The organism is Trinickia sp. Z7 (assembly GCF_056498045.1).
In genome coordinates, this window is record NZ_JAUEQW010000007.1 from 70,703 (window position 1) to 90,805 (window position 20,103).

Sequence of the window (20,103 nt, forward strand, 5' to 3'; positions counted from 1 at the left end):
CGTATTCTACCCATGTTCGCCGAAGCTTCCGAATTTTTCCGTTTCGCTTCAACGGCATGGACCACTTGCACGCCCTGCCGGGGGCATGCCTCGGTCGCTTCGCTCAACCGCCCGTTTGCAGCGGGCGCGCCTCGACGAGCCAAGCGCCTTCGCGCTCGACGAGCACGCGGTCGAAGGCGAATTCGTCGAGCGCGTGATCGTGCCCCGGCAACGCTTGGATCACGACTTCGCCCGCATCGCGCAGTGCGGCGACGCGCTCGCGCAACGCTTCGTCGTGCTTCCACGGCGCGAGGATCGCACTGCTGCGAGCCTCGATCGGGGAAATTCGCGCGATCTCGCGCAAGTCGAGCGAGAAGCCCGTGGCCGGCCGCGCCCGCCCATACGCTTGACCGACGTGATCGTAACGGCCGCCGCGCGCCAGCGCGTTCGGCACGCCGTCGACGTATGCCGAGAACATCACGCCGCTGTGATAGGCGTAGCCCCGAAGGTCGGCGAGGTCGATCGCCGCTTGCGCCCCTTCGACCTGCGTCGCGAGGAACGTCAAATCGTCGAGCGCGCGCGTGATGGCCGGCCATGGCGGCAACTGCCGGCGCGCGAGATCGAGCACCGAAGCGTCGCCATACAGCGACGGCAGCGCGCGCAGCGCGTCGCGTACCGTCGGGTTCAGGTCTTGCGTGAGTTCCGCGATACGCGGTACATCCTTGCCTGCTAACGCCTCGTAAAGCGTTTCGCCGCGCTCGGCGGCGATCGGGTCGCGCTCGAACAATTCGAGCAGCACGCCCGCATGACACAAATCGAGCCGGACGTCGGTAATTCCAGCCAGGCGCAGCGCATCCAACATCAGTTGCTGAACTTCGAGATCGGCTTCGAGTCCCGCATGACCGTATATTTCGGCGCCGATCTGAATTTGCTCGCGCGTTGCGTGCAGCCCGCGCGGCCTCGTGTGCAACACGCTGCCGGCATAGCAAAGCCGCGTCACGCCTTGGCGGTTGAGCAAGTGGGCGTCGATGCGCGCCACTTGCGGCGTGGTATCGGCACGCAGCCCCAAGGTTCGCCCCGACAATTGATCGACGAGCTTGAACGTGCGCAGGTTCAAATCGGTGCCGCCGCCCGTCAACAGCGATTCGAGATACTCGAGCAGCGGCGGCATCACCATCTCGTACCCGTACGTACGAAAACGGTCGAGGAGCGCGCGCCGCAGTTCTTCGATTTTGCGTGCCTCGGACGGCAGCACGTCGGCGATATTTTCGGGAAGCAGCCAGGTCGACATCGGTTCGGTCCTACAACGTTAATGGGGCGCGCAACGCGCAGCCGGAAGCGGGTCAAGCGAAGCGCGACACGCGCCAATGGCGGTCGCCTTCGTAGCGTTCAGGTGGCGGCGACGAGCAACAACAAGCCAAGCGCCATGACGATCAAGCCGCCGATGCGGATATGATGCGCCGGCCGCTCCGCTATTCTACGAAACGTCTCGCGCCACGCTTTCGGGAAGACGAACGGGAACATGCCCTCGATGATGAGCATCAGAGCGATCGCGAGCAGTAACGAACCGGCCATGTCCATGGGAGTGCCGGCGCCGCCGATCGATCGGCGGCGCCCCTGAATCAGTGTTTGCGTGACGCCGAGGCGGCCGGATTGGGTGAGACGGCGTTCCCGTCGGGGCTACGCATGAAGCGGAAAAACTCGCTGTCGGGATCGACGACGATCACGTCGCCTGCCTTGAACACGCTTCGATAAGCCTGCAGACTTTCGTAGAACTGATAGAAACCGGGATCGCGGCCGAACGCGTCCGCCGCAATGCCGGCCGCTTTCGCATCGCCCTCGCCCTTGATCGCCTGCGCGGACGCGTAGGCATCGGCCAGGACGGCTTGGCGCTGTCGCTCCGCGTCGGCTTTGATTTGCGCCGCTTGCGCCGCGCTCTGGACGCGCACGTCGCTAGCCACTTGTTCCCTTGCGGCCGCCATGCGCTTATAGACCGCATCCGCGCTCGCTTGCGGCAAGTCGACGCGCAGTAGTTGCAGATCGACGATCTCGATCCCGAGCGCGCCTGCGGCGCCGGCCATCGCCGCCTGTGCTTCTTGTACGACCTGTCCTTGGTTCGCGATTGCCTCGTTGAGCGAACGCTTGCCGAGCGCTGCACCCAACGCGGCGCGCAACTGTGCGGCCAGACGCTCGTTCGCGCTCTGCTGGTCGCCGTCGGTCTCGTTGAACAGCTTCAGGGAATCGGTCACGCGGTACTTGAGCGCGGGCATGACGAGCAGGTCGCTTTTGTCCGAAGTCACGTAACGATCGGGGTCGGCCGGCACTAGCGTGCGCACGCGCGTATCGACGACCATGGCCGCTTGGAGCGGCGCGGGCAGCTTCACGTGCAAACCGGGGCCGAGGACGGCCGGGTTCTTGCCGCCGCGCGAATAGACCACGGCGACATGCCGCTGATCCACCACGAGCAACGTCGAGGAGCCGAGCAACAGCACGGCCACGACGACGACGACGAGCGCAATAATGCGATTCATATGGAGCGCTCCCTATTGCTGCTGTAGATCGTCTTCGCGCGAACGGCTACGCAGCGCATCGCGTGAACGCACTGCCTCGCTCGCAGCGGCGGCCTGACTGGCCGCGCTCGGGGCTGCCGCCGGCAGCTGCGCCGACGCGGCAGGTGCCGCCGTGCTCGCAGTTGCCGCGGGGGCGGAGGCGGCTGCCTCGGGCGTTGCGCGCCGGTTCGACTCGAGGAGCTTGTCGAGCGATAAATTCAGCGCGTTGTTGCCGCCCTTGCTGCCGACGAACACTTTCGTCGTGTTCGAGTAGATCTCGCGCATGGTGTCCAGGTACATTCGCTCGCGCACGAGCGCAGGCGCTTTCGCGTATTGGGCGTAAACCTCCTTGAAGCGTTCGGCATCGCCCTGCGCCTGCGCGACGGCGCGTTCGGAATACGCCTTGGCATCGTCGATCATGCGCTGCGCTTGTTCCTTCGCCCCGGGCAAAATCTGGCCGGCATACGCCTGCGCCTCGCTTTTCGCGCGCGCCCGCTCCTGCTCTGCGCGCACGGCATCGGCGTACGCGCTCTGCACCGCTGCGGGCGGCTCGATGGATTGAACCGTTACCCCCGCCACGGCAAGGCCGGTGCGATACCGGTCGAGCGCGCGTTGGATCGCTTGCGCAAGCGGCTCGCGAATCGCATCGCGATTGCCCTCGAGCAGGCTCGCCGTGCTGCGCGCGCCGACGATCTCCCGCACGGTCGATTGCGCCGCCTGCGTCACGCTCAGATCGGGATCGGCGGTGCGAAACAGATAATCGGACGCCGATTTCACCTGATACTGGACCGCCACGCGCACATCGAGGATATCGCCGTCGCGCGTCATCACGGACGCATCCTTCATGCTCGAGTCGCTCATCGGGTTGCCGCGCCCGATTTCGACCGACCGCACCTGCGCGACGTTGACGATCTCGTGGGTTTCGAACGGATAAGGCAGCCGCAAATGCACGCCAGGCTCCGCCGTTGCGCGATATTTGCCGAATTGAAGCACGATGCCCGTTTGGCCATCCTGAACGACGAAAACCCCACTGCCGATGTAGATGGCCACGAGGACACCGATGACGATGCCCACACCGATACGTGCCGCGCGCCCGTTGTCCGGGCGGCGATCACCGGGACCGGAGCCCTGCCCTTTGCCGCCGAACAAGCGCGACAAGCGGCGATTGAAGTCGCGCCACATTTCGTCGAGATCGGGCGGCCCGTTGCCGTCGCCGGGCCCGCGCTTCGGTTCGTTCGGACGCTGCCGGTTACCGTTACCGTCGCTGCGCCCCCAACGAGGATCGCTGATCGAAAGAATGGCGCGCGCACGCAGCCAGAAACTCCGCTCGTTGTATTCGTTCACCTGTGTTCTTTCGCTCGAGTTGGGAGAGCCGGTCAATGCAAATCGGAGCGCCATGGCCGCGCGCCCGACGCCGACGCGTCGAAGTCTTCGCGCTCATGCCCCGGAGGTGCTTCGCCCGGCTGCGCTCGCCCGCTATCTGGGAGATGTTCTGAGGTGGCGATTTCGGCAATGGCGGCGCGCAGCGTATCTAAACCCTGCCCCGTGCGCGCGCTCAAAAAGACGCGCGAAATATTACCATACTCATCTCGCTCGACCGCCTCGCCGCGGGCCGCCAATTCCGGCACCGCATCGATCTTGTTGAAGACGAGAATTTGCCGCACCGTGTGCGCCCCGATCTCTTGAAGGACTTCATTGACTTGATCGATTTGGTCGAGCCGCACGGCGCTCGATGCGTCGACCACATGCAGCAGCAAATCGGCGTGAATCGTCTCCTCGAGGGTCGCGCGAAATGCCGCCACCAGTTGGTGCGGCAGCTCGCGAATGAACCCGACCGTATCGGAGATGATCACTTGCCCCGCCTCGTCGCCGAGGTAGAGGCGGCGCGATGTGGTATCGAGCGTCGCGAACAACTGATCGGCCGCATAGGCTTGCGCTTTCGTCAGCGCATTGAACAGCGTCGATTTCCCGGCGTTGGTGTAGCCGACGAGCGAGACGGACATGGCCCGATTGCGGGCGCGCTGGCGCCGCTGCGTGCCATGCTGGCGCCGCAGCTTGTCGAGCCGCCCTTTGAGCATTTTGATCCGATCGCCGATCAGGCGGCGGTCGGTCTCGAGCTGCGTCTCGCCCGGGCCGCGCAGGCCGATACCGCCTTTTTGGCGCTCCAAGTGAGTCCACGCGCGCACGAGCCGCGTGGCCATGTACTGCAATTGCGCCAATTCGACTTGCAACTTGCCTTCGTGGCTGCGCGCCCGCTGCGCAAAGATGTCGAGAATCAGACTCGTGCGATCGACGACGCGCCGGTTAAGCGCCCGCTCCAAATTGCGCTGCTGCGCCGGAGCCAATGCGTGGTTGAAGATGACGATCTCGACCTCGTTGGCCTCGCACGCGAGACGCAATTCCTCGGCTTTGCCGCTGCCGACAAACAAGGCGGCATCGGGGCTGGAACGGCGCCCGGTCAGCGTCACGGCGGGATGGGCGCCCGCGCTTTGCGCGAGCAAGCTGAGTTCTTCGAGGCTGGCTTCGAAGTCGATCTTGCCGAAATCGATGCCGACTAGCGCTGCGTTGATCAAATTGATGAGCGTCTAAATGAGAAGCGGCCGGCACAGCGCGCCGATGGGTCGGCGCCGTGCCGGCCGCTGGGATGAATTTAGGCCGTTTCCGAATCAGGGTGGAAATTGACCGGACGGGCCGGCACCACGGTCGAAATGGCGTGCTTGTAAACCATCTGGGTCACAGTGTTACGGAGCAACACGACGTACTGGTCGAACGATTCGATGTTCCCTTGCAGCTTGATGCCGTTGACCAAGTAGATGGAAACCGGCACGTGCTCTTTGCGCAGTGCGTTCAGAAACGGGTCTTGTAACAATTGCCCTTTGTTGCTCATAGCAAACTCCGTCGTTTTTTTGCAGGTTGGATCCAGATTGGGACGAAGAAAAAGAAATCCGCCACCAATCGCTACACTATAGCCGATTTTCGTTGTCGAACGGGGCCACTAGGCCATCCGGCCGCCCCCGCCGAGCGCGGGAATCAGCCTTTGTCCGCGTACGGATTCGTCGACGAGCGGAACTCTATGCGCAATGGAGTTCCCGTCAGCGAGAAAGTTTCTCGGAAACGGTTTTCGAGATAGCGCTTGTAAGTCTCGGTCACCGCGTCGAGCGCGTTGCCGTGGATGACGATGATCGGCGGATTTTGGCCGCCCTGGTGGGCGTAGCGCAGTTTCGGGCGCACGGGGCCGCGACGGCGTGGCTGCTGGAATTCGACGGCCTCGATCAACGCGCGCGTGAGCTTGGGCGTGGGCAGCTTGGCCATGGCGGCGGCGTAGGCGTCGTCGACCGAACGCATGAGCGGGCCGATCCCCGTCTTCTCGGCGGCTGAAATGAAGTGGAATTTCGCGAATTCGAGAAATTTGAGCTTGCGCGTCATGTCCGCTTTGGTGCGTTCGCGCACGTGAGTATCCAGCCCGTCCCATTTGTTGACGCCGACGACCAACGCACGCCCTTGCTCGACCACGAACCCGGCGATGTGCGCGTCCTGCTCCGAAATGTCCTGGCGCGCGTCGAGCAGCAGGATGACGACGTTCGCATCGGCGATCGATTGCAGGGTCTTCACCACCGAGAATTTCTCGATGGCTTCGAACACTTTGCCGCGACGGCGCAGACCGGCCGTATCGATCAGCGTGTACTTCTTCCCCTGGCGCTCGAAATCCACATAGATCGAATCGCGCGTCGTGCCCGGCATGTCGAAGGCGATGACGCGGTCCTCGCCGATGAGCGTGTTCACGAGCGTGGACTTGCCGACGTTCGGCCGCCCGACGATCGCGATCTTGATGCCACGCCCGTCGCTCGGCTCCGGCTCTTCTTCAGGATGCCCGGCATAGGCGAGTTCGAGCGCGTCGTTGATCATTTCCGTGACGCCGTCGCCGTGCGCAGCCGAGATCGCTCGCGGATCGCCCAGGCCGAGCTCGTAGAAGTCGGACGCCACTGCCGTGTATTTCATGCCCTCCGCCTTATTGACGACGAGCATGATCGGCCGCCCCGTCTTGCGCAGGTAATCGGCGATGGCCTTGTCCTGCGGCGCCAATCCGTTGCGGCCGTCGACGATGAAGACGACGACGTCCGATTCCTCCACCGCCTGCCGCGTCTGCAGCGCCATGGCGTGCAGGATGCCGTCCTTCGCCACCGGCTCGAAACCACCCGTATCGACGACGAGGTACGGGCGTTCGCCGACGCGCCCTTCGCCGTAATGGCGATCGCGTGTCAAACCGGGCAGATCGGCGACGAGCGCATCGCGCGAACGCGTGAGCCGGTTGAACAACGTGGATTTCCCCACATTGGGGCGCCCGACGAGGGCTATAACGGGTTTCATCTGATGTTGCCTAAATGGAGCTCGCGCCGCGGCACCGGCTCGTCAAAGCGACGGGCCACGGGAGCAACCGGGTTTCGGTGCGCGACAGCAAGCGATGAGAGCGGGCACGGCGTGCCGGTGACCGCACGCGCTGCCGGCTGCACGACCCGATGCGCGCGATGGCCGCTTAAAAATTATCACGATACAACGGGCGAAAACCGCCGCGTATCAATTCGCCGGTCACGCACCCTGCGCGCCGGCACCTGAAACAGCTGCGGCCGGCTAAGCCGGCCCGCAGTCGCGATTGGACGAGATGCCGCGTTCAGCGCGACACGAACCCGTACAGATCGCCGTCGTGCGTTTGCACGATGAGCGTATTGTCCACCGCCACGGGCGCGGCCGTGATCGCACTGCCGTCCGTCTTCGTGCGGGCGAGGAGCGAGCCGTCGTCGCGGGAAAGAAAGTGGACATAGCCTTGGTAATCGCCGACCACCACGTTCGGCCCCAGCAAGTACGGCGCGCTCAAGTCGCGATTTTTGAGCTTATCGTTCTTCCAAAGCGGATTGCCTGTCGTCACGTCGAACGCATGCAGCACCGACCAGTCGTCGGGTGCGACCACCGCTCTGTTGTCTTCGGCCAAGCCGCTGACGCCCGAGAACGGCTTCTCCCACACGCTCTGGCCGTTGTTCGCGTCGAAACAGCTCAAGCGGCCTTGGAACGTGACCGCGCAAGCTTGCGCGCCGACCAGCGTAGGCGCGCCCGTCACGTCGTTGATGCGCTCGACTTCGGTCACGCCCTTCGGAAACGACACGGGCGCCTGCCAGTAGTCATCGCCGGTCTTCAAATTGATGGCGGCGAGCGAGCCTCCCGGGAAACCCGCCAGCACGGCCACCTGCCCGGCGAAGGTCATCCCGGCCGAGACCCGCAGGTTCAGCGGGACCGCCCGGTTGCGATACTGCCAGCGCAATTCGCCGGTCGACGCGTTGAACGCGCTGATCTGGCCGTCGATCGTGCGCACGATCACATAGCCGCTACCCACGAGCGGCGGCGAAACGATCTCGCCGGGCACGGATGTCTTCCAAAGCAGCTTGCCGTCCGAGCCGATGACCTCGACGCCGCCCTTTTCCGCGCCGACCGCCGTGTACGTGCCGTCGCTGCCCACCCCGGCCGTCAGGTCCGTATGCAGCTTGGTGCGCCAAATGTCTTGCCCGGTCTTGCCGTCGATCTTCGCAACGGTCCCGTTCGAGCCGGCCGCATACACTGCGTCGCCGACGACGACCGGGGAGAAGAAGTAACGCCCCGCCTTGCCGACGCTTGCCTTCCAGGCCCGCTCGACGTTGAAGACAGGCTTGAACTCGGTGAGCGGCACCGGATTGCGGCGCTCGTCCTTGGTGGACGAGCAAGCCGTCATCGCGAGGACGGTCATCGCGCAAGCGATGGGCACGGCGATACGTTTCAGCAAATTCATCGGTGAGCGAAGCTTCGTCAAAAGTTGTTCAGGTTGGGCCGGCTGGGTCGGTGCGCGCGCGGCTTAGCCGCCGAGCGCATCGAGCTTGAATTGGATGAGCTGCCGGGCGGACGTATCGCTCTTGCCGAGCGAGGACAGCGCGAGCTGGTACGCACCGCGCGCGTCGGCACGTTTGCCCGCGGCCGCGAGCAGATCGCCGCGGCGGTCCGCCACTGCGCCCTGGAAGCCTTCGGGCGGGGTGCCGGCGAGCAACGCGAGACCGGCATCGTATGCCTTCTCGTCCAGCAGGAGCGCCGCAAGACGCAGCTTCGCGACTTCTTTGTACTCGTCGTCCTTGGCGTGGTCGACGGCCCACTGCAGTTGCGCTTTCGCGCCCGCCGCATCGCCCGCTTCATAGAGCGCCTTGGCGGCTGCCAGGGCCGTCATTTGACCATAAGCCGTGCCGCCATAGCGCGATTCCATATCTCCGGCATCGCGCGCGACAGCCGCTTTGTCCTTCGACGACACCGCTTGCTGCACTTGCTCATAAAGCACGGCGGCCTGCGTGGCCTGACGGCGCTGCCAGAAATTCCAACCGTTCCATGCCGCCGCGGCAACCAGCGCCGCGAGAACGATCCAGGTGGTCGTATCGCCCCATTGCGCCCACCATGCCTTGAAGCTCTCTATCGATTCTTGTTCGTCGTGATAACTCATCGCTAAGCGATTCCTTCTTGTCTCGCGCCGATCGGGTCATGAGCGGCAACAGTTGCGTCAGTCGTCGCCGTCTTCGGCGGTTGCAACCATCGCATTGATTAGAAATTCGGTCAAGTTTTCGACCGGCACGCTCTGCTGCTCACTCTTTTCGCCCGCGCCCGCCGCCTCGCGCAACGGCTTGACGCCGACCGTCCCGCTCGCCACTTCGTCCTCGCCGAGCACCACCGCGAAGGCCGCACCGCTCGCGTCGGCGCGCTTCATTTGCGACTTGAAGCTCGCCTGCGCGCCGTCGGCGCTGCAATGCAGGATGACGTCGAGGCCCGTATCGCGCAGCCGCTCGGCGATGATGAACGCCTGCTCGCGTGCGTTCTCGCCTTGATGCACGACATACACGTCGCAGCCCTCTTCCTGCGGCACGAGCGACTCTTCCTTGAGCAATTCGAGGATGCGCTCGACGCCCATCGCCCAGCCGCACGCGGCCGTCGGCTTGCCGCCCAACTGCTCGATCAGCGGATCGTAGCGGCCGCCGGCGGCCACCGTGCCTTGCGCGCCGAGCTTATCGGTCACCCATTCGAACACCGTCAAGTTGTAGTAATCGAGGCCGCGCACGAGCCGCGGATTGATCGTGAACGGGATGTTGTTGGCCTTGAGCAGCCGCTGCAGCCCTTCGAAGTGCGCACGGGAAGCGTCGCCGAGGAAATCGATGAGCTTGGGCGCGTTCTTGGCGATTTCCTGCAGCGCAGGATTCTTCGTGTCCAGCACCCGCAGCGGGTTCGTATACAGCCGGCGTTTGGCGTCCTCGTCGAGCGCGTCCACGTGCTTTTCGAGATAGGCGATCAATTCCACGCGATGCGCAGCACGTTCGTCGGCAAGACCGAGCGAGTTGATCTCGAGCCGAATGCCCGTGAGGCCGAGATCGTCCCACAGCCGCTGGCACATCAGGATGATTTCGGCGTCGGCATCGGGACCGCCGAAACCGAGCGCCTCGACGCCGACTTGGTGAAACTGGCGATAGCGCCCACGCTGCGGACGCTCGTGGCGGAACATCGGGCCGATATACCAAAGCCGCTTCGGACCGTCATAGAGCAAATTGTGCTCGATCGCCGAGCGCACGACGGCCGCGGTGTTTTCGGGACGCAGCGTCAGATGTTCGCCGTTCAGCGAATCGACGAAGCTGTACATCTCCTTCTCGACGATATCGGTGACTTCGCCGATCCCACGCGTGAACAGTTGCGTGTGCTCCACGATCGGCGTGCGAATATTTTGATAGCCGTATGCCCGCAGCATCGACTTGACCGTCGCTTCGAAGAAGTCCCACAACACGGCATCCTGCGGCAGGATGTCGTTCATGCCTTTGACGCCCGCAAGCTTTTCGAGCTTTCTCTTCTGTTCTGTCATCGTTGTCCGGTCGATACTTTAGTTAGCGACGCTCGCGCTGCCGTAACGGCGCTCGACGTAGTCGCTCACGATTTGCTGAAATTCCTCGGCGATGTGTTCACCGCGCAGCGTTTTGACCTTTTCGCCGTCGATGAAAACCGGCGCTGCGGGATTTTCCCCCGAACCCGGCAGGCTAATGCCGATATTGGCCTGTTTGGATTCGCCTGGGCCGTTCACGATGCAACCCATCACCGCCACGTGCATCTTTTCGACGCCGGGGTATTGATCGCGCCACACGGGCATCTGCGCACGCAGGTAGTTCTGAATTTGAGACGCCAATTCCTGAAACAGCGTGCTCGTCGTGCGACCGCAGCCGGGGCAGGCGATGACCATCGGCGTGAACGAACGCAAGCCCATCGTCTGCAAGATTTCCTGACCGACGACGACTTCGCCCGTGCGCGAGGCGCCGGGTTCCGGCGTGAGCGAGATGCGGATCGTATCGCCGATGCCTTCTTGCAGCAGCACACTGAGGGCTGCCGTGGACGCGACGATGCCCTTCGAACCCATGCCGGCCTCGGTCAGCCCCAGGTGCAGCGCGAATTTGCAGCGGCGCGCAAGCTCTCGATAGACGGCAATCAAATCTTGGACGCCGCTCACCTTGCAAGACAAGATGATCTTGCTGCGGGACAGACCGAGTTCTACCGCGCGTTCGGCCGAACCGATCGCCGATTGAATCAGCGCCTCGTACATGACGCTCTGCGCTTCCCACGGCTCGCTGCGCGCCGCGTTTACGTCCATCATGCGCGCAAGCAAATCTTGATCGAGGCTGCCCCAATTCACCCCGATACGCACCGGCTTGTCGTAACGGATCGCCGCTTCGATCATCTGGGCGAATTGCGTGTCGCGTTTCGCGCCCTGACCGACGTTGCCGGGATTGATCCGGTACTTCGACAGCGCCTCGGCGCACGCCGGGTAATCGCGCAGCAACAGGTGGCCGTTGTAATGGAAATCGCCCACCAGCGGCACGGCAACGCCCATGCGATCGAGTTGCTCGCGGATGGCAGGCACGGCTTGCGCCGCCTCGGGCGTGTTCACCGTGATGCGAACGAGTTCGGAACCCGCTTGCGCCAGTTCTTTGACTTGAATGGCCGTGCCTATGGCGTCGGCCGTATCCGTGTTCGTCATCGATTGAATGCGCACGGGCGCGTCGCCGCCGATGGTCACGAGCTGGCCGCCCCAGCGAACGTCGACCGCATGGGAGGCGCGCCGCTTCGCGGGACCGCCGAAAACCGGCTCGGAAGAACAAATCTGACTGCTGCTGTCGGTAGCCATCGAAAGACCCTTGAGTCCTAGTTGTGCTGCGCGCGCGGCGCTGACCGCCACTGCGCGCCCGAATGAATGAAGCGCGGCACGCTCGCCGCGGCTGTCGATCGTCAAGCCCTCAAGGCAACGTGAAGTGCGCGACGTTGCCCTTATTGGGGCCGAATTTTGCCGCGTCGACCTTCTGCCCGTCGAGCGTCACGGAATCGAGCCCCGCACGGTTACCCGCGGTGATCTTGAACGGCGGCATGCCCGAGAGTTCCTTGGTGTCGCCAGCATGCACGAGCCCGGAGAACACTTCCTTGCCGTTCTTGTCACGCACGCTGAACCAACTGTCTTGAGTGACCTTGACGGCGATCGTCGCTGCGCCCGGCACCGGCGCTTGCGCCGCGGCCTGAGAGGCCGGCGTCGACGCAGCCGCCGACTCTGCCGCGCCGGCGCTCGCCGGTTGGGCTTGCTGCTGCGCCGTGGCCGCGGACGACGATGCCGCGGCCGAGGCTGCCGATACCGCCGGCGCCGCCTGAGCGACGACCGGTTCAGAAGCTGTGTCCGTCGGCTCCAGCCGCGTGATCGCAGGACCGCTCGCCTGCGGCTCGGAAGCGGGAGCGACGCCCGACGCGGCGGCCGGCTGCTCGCCGACCGAGCCCACCGCCGTCACCGCCGTGCCGGGCGCCACGGCGCTCGACGCCGGGCCGCCCGGATTGGCCGCCATCCCGCCCGCACTCGCCTTCAGGCGCGCGAGCCAGGCCGACGAATCGCCGCCCTGCCGCCACATCGCGAGCGCAACGAGAACGATCGCGCCGGCCGCAACGCCCCACCACCGCGACCGGTGCTTCGGCGTGCCCCCGAGGGACACCGAAACCCGGCCACGCGGCAAATCGGCGCCCCTCGATGCGGGCATCGACAAATCGGGCTCGGGTTCGCCTTTGACACGTCGCAGCGCCTGCGCGAACGGTTCGGGATCGGTGCCGAGCATCTTGGCATAGCTGCGAATCACACCCAACGCGAACGTCGTGCCGGGCAGTTGGCTGATGTCGCCCGCCTCGAGCGCGCGCATCTTGTTCGGCGCGACTTTCAAGCGCGCGGAAACGTCGTCGACGGACCAGCCTTTCGCGTTTCGCAACTGCGCCAGACGGGCGCCGACCGCCGCCAGCGAATCGAGCGGCGCAAAGGTCGCGCCGGGCGCCGTTTGCGGTACGGCGCTTCCCCCCGCGCCCGAACGTTCCGCGCTCGTCTGTATGCCTTCTGATTGCGGATGCTGCGGCTCACTCATCCCTGATCCTCGCGTCGATTCTCTTTATCCACTCCGCGCCCCGCCAATCCGACTCATTGGCGTCGATGCGCGAACCGTCAATCCATTCACTCCGTGGGCGCGCGCCCCATTTGCCTGCCACGCGGCGCTAGCCGCGGCGCGCCCGCTTCCGTACCACACCGCCCCCCGTCAGCGCACGTGCCGCACCTCGATCACTTTGCTCGTTCGGCCATCGGCCCCTTGAGCGCTTGCGCCTCGGCCTTGCGCGCCGAGCCCCATCCGTTCGGCGACGCGCGTGCGATCCTTCACGGCGCCCGCGAGCTGACCGCACGCGGCATCGATGTCGTCGCCGCGCGTCTTGCGCACCGTCGTGACGATGCCCGCGTCGATGAGGATCTGCGCGAACCGCTTGATCCGCTCCGGCTTCGAGCGAAAGAGCCCGGATTCCGGGAACGGATTGAACGGGATCAAGTTGAATTTGCAAGGCACATCCGCCGTCAGCGCAAGCAACTCGCGTGCGTGCGCGTCGCTATCGTTCACACCGTCCAGCATGCAGTACTCGAACGTGACGAAATCGCGCGGCGCCACTTCGAGATAACGCGAGCAGGCGGCCATCAGCTCGCGCAGAGGATACTTCTTGTTCAGCGGCACCAGCATGTCGCGCAGCGCGTCGTTCGGCGCATGCAACGATACAGCCAGCGCGACGGGCAAATCGGCGCCGAGCCGATCCATCATCGGCACCACGCCCGAGGTAGACACCGTGACCCGGCGCCGAGAGAGACCGTAGGCGTTATCGTCGAGCATCAGCCGCAGCGCGGGGACGAGCGCGTCGTAATTGAGCAACGGCTCGCCCATGCCCATCATGACGACGTTCGTGATGACGCGCTCGCCTTTGCTGTCCGGCGCGTGTGGGCGTCCAAGCGCGGCCCGCAACGCGAATTCGGCCATGCGCAACTGGCCGATGATCTCGCCCGTCGTCAAATTACGGGAAAAACCCTGCTTGCCCGTGGAGCAAAACCGGCAGTTGACGGCGCATCCGGCCTGCGACGATACGCAGAGCGTGCCGCGCGTTTCTTCCGGGATGAACACGGTCTCGACGGCATTGCCGTTGCCGACGTCGACGAGCCACTTACGCGTGCCGTCGGTCGAAACATGGTCGCTCACCACGGGCGGCATGACGATCGCCGCGCGGTCCTTCAGCTTCGCGCGCAACGACTTCGCGAGATCGGTCATGCCGTCGAAATCCGCGGCGTTGTACTGGTGAATCCAGCGCTGCAGTTGCTTGGCGCGAAACGGCTTCTCGCCCAGGCTGTCGCAATATGCGACGAGACCTGCGGCGTCGAAGTCGAGAAGATTGACGGGAGTGCTGCTCGTCATGTCGGATCCTGCTGTTTCAATGCGGGCCGCCCATCGCCGCCGAAAGAAAGCGGCGGCGATGGGCGAGCCGAGCGCGCCAAGCGTCGATTCGCGGGCTCGATTCGCCCCCGCCCTGCGATCAGCGCGAGTAGACGTTGATTTCCGGGAAGAAGAATGCGACTTCCACGGCCGCCGTTTCCGCCGCGTCGGAGCCATGCACCGCATTGGCGTCGATGCTGTCGGCGAAATCGGCGCGGATCGTGCCCTTGTCGGCCTTCTTCGGATCGGTCGCGCCCATCAGGTCGCGATTCTTCAGAATGGCATTCTCGCCTTCGAGAACCTGGATCATGACCGGGCCCGAAATCATGAATTCGACGAGGTCCTTGAAGAACGGGCGTGCGGCATGCACGGCGTAGAACTTTTCCGCGTCGGCGCGCGAGAGCTGAGCCATGCGCGCCGCGACGATCTTCAGGCCCGCGTTTTCGAAGCGGCTGTAGATCTGGCCAATCACGTTTTTCGCCACTGCATCGGGCTTGATAATCGACAGGGTACGCTCGATCGCCATAAAAACTCCAAAAAATTAAGGGGTTACGGATTCTAACGAATCTGCAATTGTAGCATGTTCCAGTGTATGATTGCGATCGAACCCTTACGCCTCGGAAAGGTGGTGCAAAATACCCCGGAGCGCTTGAAACTCGTGCGCACCGCACCGATCTTAGGAACGGGTGAGCCAGATCCCGGCTCTTCGCCGGGCATCGAACGGCCCAGTTCGAATGCGTTTTTACGCAAGGAGAAAGCATGAACGACTATCCGTACAACGTCGCCCGCGGCGGCGCCGCCGGTTCGACCGCCCTGCGCAACCGGGTGCTACGGAATACCTATTGGCTGCTCGCGCTGTCCATGGTTCCGACGGTGATCGGCGCATGGCTCGGCGTTGCAACCGGCTTCTCGCTCTTTGCCGCCACGAGCCCGGTGATGAGCATGTTCGCGTTCCTGGCGATCGCGTTCGGCTTCATGTTCGCGATCGAGCGAACGAAGGAAAGCTCCGTCGGCGTGCTCGTGCTGCTCGGCTTCACGTTCTTCATGGGCCTGATGCTCTCGCGCATCCTGACGATGATCCTGCACTTTTCGAACGGTGCGTCGCTGATCATGCTCGCGTTCGGCGGCACGGCCGTCATATTCGCGGCCATGGCCACGATCGCCACGGTCAGCAAGCGCGATTTCTCGGGTCTCGGGCAGTGGCTGTTCATGGGTGTGATCGTGATCATCCTCGCGAGCGTCGCCAACATGTTCCTGCACCTGCCGGCGCTCATGTTGACCGTCTCCGTGCTGGCCATCGTGATCTTTTCGGCCTACATGCTGTTCGACGTTCAGCGCGTCGTCAACGGCGGCGAAACGAACTACATTTCGGCCACGCTGTCGATCTATCTCGATCTCTACAACGTTTTCGTCAATCTGCTGTCGCTGCTCGGCATTTTTGGCGGCAATCGGAACTGATCCGGCGCGGCGGCAACGCCGCTGGCGCCCGCCGCCCCATCGCAAGACTGAGCCCCCGTACGCCTGGCGCGCCGGGGGCTCATTGTTTTGCGGCGAGGCGTCCGGGCTCCGCCCGATCCGCCGCGACGCGATGACGGCTCGAACTTCGAGACGGGTTTCAACTTGGCGGGAAATAACGGGATAGCTAGGATGGGCGGCTCACCAATGCATCAGGCGTCGAATCCGCGCGCTGTGCGTTGTCCACACCACGCTTTTTCCCCAGCCTATTAGATCTCCTTGCCCGCCGCGCCGCCTGTCCCCGCCCCCCTTCATCGCCCCGCGAATCATGCCAACGGGCACTGCGGCAAACGATATGCTGCGCCGTCGCGCCATGCGCCGGCCGTTGCAACGTTAGCCGTCGTTCTCCTGCTGCACGGGCTGGCGTGGTGGCGCCTCGATGCCGCGGCGGCGGATGCGAGCGCAGAAGCAGCGCCCCGCCGTCCGGCCCTAGTAGTCGCATTATTGGCACCGCCTGCGGCGCCCCGCGCACCCGACAATGCATTCGCAGGCAACGTTGAAACACCGCCTCGGCCGCCGATCCGCCCGGGCAAGGGTGCTCGAGTGCGCGCCCCCGCAACCCCATCGACTCCCGTGGCGGCTCGCCCCGCGCAGCAACGGATTGCGCCGCAATCCGGTACGCTCGATCCCGCCATTGGCCCGCAAAGCGCCCTCGAGGCGATCGACAGATCGGGATCGTTCTCCTATCGCAGCAACGCGGAACGCGCCGCTTCGAGGGCCGGCTCGGCCCACCCCGCTTCGGCACCCGCAGAGTCCGAATTGACCCGGCAGACGGCAAAGGCGGCCTACGCCGATTGCCGCCGAGCCCACGCGGATATGGGCTTGCTTGCTTTGCCAATGCTTGCTTACGATGCGCTGAACGGTTCGGGCTGTCGTTGGTAGCAACGGCCGCGTTTGCCGCTCCCGGTGCCGGTGCCGTTTGCGCCTGCCGTTTGCGCCTGCCGTTTGCGGCTGCCGCTTGCCGTTCGCCGCTGCTGTTTGCCGTTACCCGCGTTCGAACAACGCAATCGATTCGACATGCGACGTATGCGGGAACATATTGACCACACCCGCGCCCTTCAAGCGATACCCTGCCTCGTGCACGAGCAAGCCGGCGTCTCGCGCGAGCGTCGCCGGGTTGCATGACACATACACGATTCGTCCCGGCAGCGATCCCACCCCGCTTTGGGCGATCTCGGCAAGCGCCTTCGCGATAGCGAGTGCGCCTTCCCGCGGCGGGTCGACGAGGAATTTGTCGAACGGCCCGAGCGCACGCAGATCGTCGGCCGTCACCTCGAACAGATTGCGGCAAGCGAACGACGTGTGACGATCGACGCCATTGACTTTTGCGTTGGCGAGCGCGCGCGAAGTCAGCGCCTCGCTGCCTTCGATGCCGACGACTTCGCGCGCCAACCGCGCAAGCGGCAAGGTAAAGTTGCCCAGACCGCAAAACAGATCGAGCACGCGTTCCGAGCGGCCCGGCGCGAGCAGGCGCAGCGCCCGACCGACGAGCACGCGGTTGATCGCATGATTGACCTGGGTGAAATCGGTCGGCTTGAACGGCATGCGAATGTCGAATTCGGGCAACCTGTAATCGAGCTCGACGTCTTTCGGGTAGAACGGCGCGGCCGTGTCGGGCCCCTTCGGCTGAACCCAGAACTGCACGCCGTATGCATCCGCGAACGCGCGCACCTGTGCCTCGTCTTCGGCTGTCATCGGCTCGAGCACGCGCAGCACGAGGGCGGTTACCGTCGAGCCCACCGCCAACTCGATTTGCGGCAAGCGATCGCGGATCGAAAGGCTTTCGACGAGCCGGCGCAGCGGCACGAGCATGGCCGAAACATGAGGCGGCAACACTTCGCAGCTCGTCATGTCGGCAACATAGCTGCTTTTTCTTTCGTGGAACCCGACGAGGACACCGCCTTTTTTCGCGACATGGCGAACGGTCAGCCGAGCGCGGTAACGGTAGCCCCATGACGGCCCGTGGATGGGCCTGAATACAGTCTCGGGCCGAATTTTTGCCAGGTGCCAGAGGTTATCCTCGAGCACGCGCTGCTTGATCGCCACTTGTGCACGCTCGTCCAGATGCTGCATCGAGCAGCCGCCGCATGTGCCGAAAAACTTGCATTGCGGCGCGGTGCGCATGGGACTTGCTCGTAAGATGTCGACGACTTGCGCCTGCTCGAAGCTCGCCTTCTTGCGATAGCTCGAGTAGGTCACACGCTCGCCCGGCAGCGCACCTTCGACGAAAATGACCTTTCCGGGTTCGCCGTTCTCGGTTGTCAAACGGCCGACGCCACGCGCCTCCATATCGAGCGAGTCGATTTCGATAATTGGGGCTTGAACGACTTCGGCGGGCGATGCGCCGCGCTCGCTGCGACGCGCGTTACTACGAGGAAATTGGGACACCTGCGGCTTCCTGGCGGACATGAGACGAAAGGCGAGATTGTAGACGAACGGCGCAACGCAACGGAGGCGACTGTGAAGCTCGTAAGTTGGAATGTGCAATGGGGGCGCGATGCCCACGGCTGCGTCGATCTCAAGCGTACCGTCGAACAAGCAAAGCGTATCGCCGATTTCGACGTGATCTGCATGCAGGAGGTCACGCGCGGGTTCGGCGTGCTGCCCGGCGGGCCGGGCCCAGACCAATTCGCCGAACTGGAGCTGGCGCTTTCCGGGTACACCGTGCTCGACGCGATCGGGGCCGACCTGCCGTCGCTCGACGGATCGCCTCGGCGGCGCCAGTTCGGCAATGCGCTTGCGACTCGATTGCCGGTTTCGCTTGTCATACGCCATTCATTGCCATGGCCTGCCGATGCCGCAGCCCCGTCGATGCAACGGGTCGCGCTCGAAGCAGTCGTCGAAACGAGCGGCGGCGCGCTGCGTATCGTCGTCACTCATCTCGAATTTTATTCGTTGAAGCAACGCCTGGCGCAAGTGGACGAGTTGCGGCGGTTGCAACAAGAGGCAGCCGATCACGCCGCGCATCCGGCAGCGGCCGAGAACGCCACGGGCCCATTTGCACCGACCTCGCGCCCTGTCAGCGCGATCGTCTGCGGAGATTTCAATAGCGCGTTCCGCTCGCAGGCGTATCAACGGTTTATCGCACCGTTAGCGGGCTCCCCCGGCTTCGTCGATGCGTGGACTGCATTGCATCCGGGCCGAACGCCCCCGCTCACCGCCGGCGTCTACGACACCCAGCAATGGAGCGACGGCCCCATGACCTGCGATTTCGTGTTCGTCACGGACGACCTGCGCGCTCGGCTGCGAAGCTGCGAGATCGATGGTACGACGCAAGCTTCGGATCACCAGCCGATCGTGCTGGAGTTGGATTGAGGGAGAGAAAGCGGTTCGAACCGCTCGAGCATGCGCACGAACCGGGTACGCCGGGGTTGCGCTCGATGCGAAGTCAGTTCGGCGCGGCGCCGCCGGTCGCCTCGCCGAAAGCGGCAAGATATTGCACCCAGTGCGGTGCGCTTTCTTGCCCGAGGGACTGTTTCACGAAAGCGATCTCGTCCGCGTACTCATCAGGGGAAAAAGCGCCGCGCATCAGTTGAAAGCGACAGTAGAGCAGATAAGTGTTGACGACATCCGTTTCGCAATAGTTGCGGATTTCTTCGATACGCCCTTCGCGGAAGGCCGTCCATACCTGCCCCCCGTCCATCCCGAGCTTGCCCGGAAAACCGCAAAGCTTCGCGAGCGAATCGAGCGGTGCATTGGCGCGCGCCTGGTACATGGCGAGAACATCCATCAAGTCGGTATGGCGCGAGTGGTACCGGCTGATGTAGTTATTCCACTTGAAGTCGCGATCGTCTTCGCCGAGATCCCAATACCGGGAGGCGGAAACGCCATGCACCAGCGCCCGGTAATGCAAGACGGGCAAGTCGAAGCCACCGCCGTTCCACGACACGAGTTGCGGCGTGTACTTTTCGATGACGCGATAAAACGATTGAATGAGCGCGGCTTCGCCATCTTCCACGGTGCCCAGCGAGCGGACCCGGAACCCGGTGCGATCGCGGAAGACGCACGAGATCGCCACCACGCGTTGCAGGTAGTGTGGCAGAAAATCGCTGCCGGTTTTTTCACGCCGCGCTGCAAAAGCGTATTCGGCCACTTCGGCGTCAGTCATCGACGCGGGCAGATCGTCGAGACGACGAATGCCGGGGACATCGGGAATCGTCTCGATGTCGAAAACGAGAATCGGGATCATGAACCAGGATTCGTTCCGC

General features: G+C 64.0%; 17 protein-coding genes and 1 pseudogene. 2 read left to right on the forward strand and 16 right to left on the reverse strand.

Translation table 11 applies throughout. From position 1 onward, the window contains the following. Window positions 1-103 precede the first annotated feature (103 nt). The 14 genes from QQS38_RS14280 to ndk all read right to left on the reverse strand — a co-directional run bounded on the left by QQS38_RS14280 (window position 104) and on the right by ndk (window position 14,906). The gene (locus QQS38_RS14280) at window positions 104-1,270 is read right to left on the reverse strand and encodes an ATP phosphoribosyltransferase regulatory subunit (RefSeq protein ID WP_479646029.1); all 1,167 of its coding nucleotides are present in this window, start codon (window positions 1,268-1,270) and stop codon (window positions 104-106) included. 98 nt (window positions 1,271-1,368) lie between these two features. Continuing rightward, window positions 1,369-1,560, reverse strand: a complete 192-nt coding sequence (locus QQS38_RS14285; protein WP_479646030.1) for a DUF2065 domain-containing protein — start codon at window positions 1,558-1,560, stop codon at window positions 1,369-1,371. Window positions 1,561-1,601: 41 nt separating this feature from the next. Beyond that, window positions 1,602-2,510, reverse strand: coding sequence for a protease modulator HflC (gene hflC / locus QQS38_RS14290; protein ID WP_479646031.1), 909 nt, complete (start codon window positions 2,508-2,510; stop codon window positions 1,602-1,604). A 12-nt stretch (window positions 2,511-2,522) separates the two neighbouring features. Continuing rightward, window positions 2,523-3,872 (reverse strand): FtsH protease activity modulator HflK, encoded by a 1,350-nt coding sequence (gene hflK, locus QQS38_RS14295; protein ID WP_479646032.1) that lies wholly within the window; start codon window positions 3,870-3,872, stop codon window positions 2,523-2,525. Window positions 3,873-3,904: 32 nt separating this feature from the next. Then, window positions 3,905-5,101, reverse strand: a complete 1,197-nt coding sequence (gene hflX / locus QQS38_RS14300; protein ID WP_479646033.1) for a GTPase HflX — start codon at window positions 5,099-5,101, stop codon at window positions 3,905-3,907. A gap of 77 nt (window positions 5,102-5,178) precedes the next feature. Beyond that, window positions 5,179-5,415 carry an RNA chaperone Hfq gene (gene hfq, locus QQS38_RS14305; RefSeq protein WP_102608263.1) on the reverse strand — a complete coding sequence of 79 codons (237 nt, stop codon included), beginning with the start codon at window positions 5,413-5,415 and terminating at the stop codon, window positions 5,179-5,181. 143 nt (window positions 5,416-5,558) lie between these two features. Next, on the reverse strand, window positions 5,559-6,896 hold the full coding sequence (der, locus tag QQS38_RS14310) for a ribosome biogenesis GTPase Der (protein ID WP_479646034.1): 1,338 nt from the start codon (window positions 6,894-6,896) through the stop codon (window positions 5,559-5,561). A 301-nt stretch (window positions 6,897-7,197) separates the two neighbouring features. Further along, window positions 7,198-8,343, reverse strand: coding sequence for an outer membrane protein assembly factor BamB (bamB, locus tag QQS38_RS14315; RefSeq protein ID WP_479646035.1), 1,146 nt, complete (start codon window positions 8,341-8,343; stop codon window positions 7,198-7,200). Between the two features lie 63 nt (window positions 8,344-8,406). Further along, a complete protein-coding gene (locus tag QQS38_RS14320; protein ID WP_479646036.1) occupies window positions 8,407-9,036 on the reverse strand; it encodes a tetratricopeptide repeat protein in 630 nt (209 codons plus the stop codon). A 57-nt stretch (window positions 9,037-9,093) separates the two neighbouring features. Beyond that, window positions 9,094-10,434, reverse strand: coding sequence for a histidine--tRNA ligase (gene hisS / locus QQS38_RS14325; RefSeq protein ID WP_479646037.1), 1,341 nt, complete (start codon window positions 10,432-10,434; stop codon window positions 9,094-9,096). Window positions 10,435-10,452: 18 nt separating this feature from the next. Then, entirely contained in the window at window positions 10,453-11,745 is a 1,293-nt protein-coding gene (gene ispG, locus QQS38_RS14330) for a flavodoxin-dependent (E)-4-hydroxy-3-methylbut-2-enyl-diphosphate synthase (RefSeq protein ID WP_479646038.1), read from the reverse strand. 109 nt (window positions 11,746-11,854) lie between these two features. Further along, on the reverse strand, window positions 11,855-13,006 hold the full coding sequence (locus QQS38_RS14335; protein WP_479646039.1) for a helix-turn-helix domain-containing protein: 1,152 nt from the start codon (window positions 13,004-13,006) through the stop codon (window positions 11,855-11,857). A gap of 168 nt (window positions 13,007-13,174) precedes the next feature. After that, window positions 13,175-14,362, reverse strand: coding sequence for a dual-specificity RNA methyltransferase RlmN (gene rlmN, locus QQS38_RS14340; protein ID WP_479646040.1), 1,188 nt, complete (start codon window positions 14,360-14,362; stop codon window positions 13,175-13,177). Between the two features lie 118 nt (window positions 14,363-14,480). Further along, window positions 14,481-14,906, reverse strand: coding sequence for a nucleoside-diphosphate kinase (gene ndk, locus QQS38_RS14345; protein ID WP_479646041.1), 426 nt, complete (start codon window positions 14,904-14,906; stop codon window positions 14,481-14,483). 233 nt (window positions 14,907-15,139) lie between these two features. Between ndk and QQS38_RS14350 the strand changes: the two genes are divergently transcribed. Then, the gene (locus QQS38_RS14350; protein WP_479646042.1) at window positions 15,140-15,838 is read left to right on the forward strand and encodes a Bax inhibitor-1/YccA family protein; all 699 of its coding nucleotides are present in this window, start codon (window positions 15,140-15,142) and stop codon (window positions 15,836-15,838) included. Window positions 15,839-16,879: 1,041 nt separating this feature from the next. Here QQS38_RS14350 and rlmD read toward each other — a convergent pair. Further along, window positions 16,880-18,214 (reverse strand): annotated as a pseudogene (gene rlmD, locus QQS38_RS14355) (23S rRNA (uracil(1939)-C(5))-methyltransferase RlmD); the annotation flags it as partial. A gap of 141 nt (window positions 18,215-18,355) precedes the next feature. On the opposite strand from rlmD, the gene QQS38_RS14360 reads away from it, so the two are divergent. Further along, window positions 18,356-19,210 (forward strand): endonuclease/exonuclease/phosphatase family protein, encoded by an 855-nt coding sequence (locus QQS38_RS14360; RefSeq protein WP_479646043.1) that lies wholly within the window; start codon window positions 18,356-18,358, stop codon window positions 19,208-19,210. 73 nt (window positions 19,211-19,283) lie between these two features. Here the strand turns inward: QQS38_RS14360 and QQS38_RS14365 are convergent, their stop codons facing one another. Next, window positions 19,284-20,084 (reverse strand): 3'-5' exonuclease, encoded by an 801-nt coding sequence (locus tag QQS38_RS14365; RefSeq protein WP_479646044.1) that lies wholly within the window; start codon window positions 20,082-20,084, stop codon window positions 19,284-19,286. Window positions 20,085-20,103: the final 19 nt, after the last annotated feature.

Bases quoted from the DNA above. Each gene is read 5' to 3' on its own strand.
- QQS38_RS14280 (WP_479646029.1), bottom strand. From the start codon at position 1,270: ATGTCGACCTGGCTGCTTCCCGAAAATATCGCCGACGTGCTGCCGTCC.
- QQS38_RS14285 (WP_479646030.1), bottom strand. From the start codon at position 1,560: ATGGACATGGCCGGTTCGTTACTGCTCGCGATCGCTCTGATGCTCATC.
- hflC (WP_479646031.1), bottom strand. From the start codon at position 2,510: ATGAATCGCATTATTGCGCTCGTCGTCGTCGTCGTGGCCGTGCTGTTG.
- hfq (WP_102608263.1), bottom strand. From the start codon at position 5,415: ATGAGCAACAAAGGGCAATTGTTACAAGACCCGTTTCTGAACGCACTG.
- der (WP_479646034.1), bottom strand. From the start codon at position 6,896: ATGAAACCCGTTATAGCCCTCGTCGGGCGCCCCAATGTGGGGAAATCC.
- bamB (WP_479646035.1), bottom strand. From the start codon at position 8,343: ATGAATTTGCTGAAACGTATCGCCGTGCCCATCGCTTGCGCGATGACC.
- QQS38_RS14320 (WP_479646036.1), bottom strand. From the start codon at position 9,036: ATGAGTTATCACGACGAACAAGAATCGATAGAGAGCTTCAAGGCATGG.
- hisS (WP_479646037.1), bottom strand. From the start codon at position 10,434: ATGACAGAACAGAAGAGAAAGCTCGAAAAGCTTGCGGGCGTCAAAGGC.
- ispG (WP_479646038.1), bottom strand. From the start codon at position 11,745: ATGGCTACCGACAGCAGCAGTCAGATTTGTTCTTCCGAGCCGGTTTTC.
- QQS38_RS14335 (WP_479646039.1), bottom strand. From the start codon at position 13,006: ATGAGTGAGCCGCAGCATCCGCAATCAGAAGGCATACAGACGAGCGCG.
- rlmN (WP_479646040.1), bottom strand. From the start codon at position 14,362: ATGACGAGCAGCACTCCCGTCAATCTTCTCGACTTCGACGCCGCAGGT.
- ndk (WP_479646041.1), bottom strand. From the start codon at position 14,906: ATGGCGATCGAGCGTACCCTGTCGATTATCAAGCCCGATGCAGTGGCG.
- QQS38_RS14350 (WP_479646042.1), top strand. From the start codon at position 15,140: ATGAACGACTATCCGTACAACGTCGCCCGCGGCGGCGCCGCCGGTTCG.
- QQS38_RS14365 (WP_479646044.1), bottom strand. From the start codon at position 20,084: ATGATCCCGATTCTCGTTTTCGACATCGAGACGATTCCCGATGTCCCC.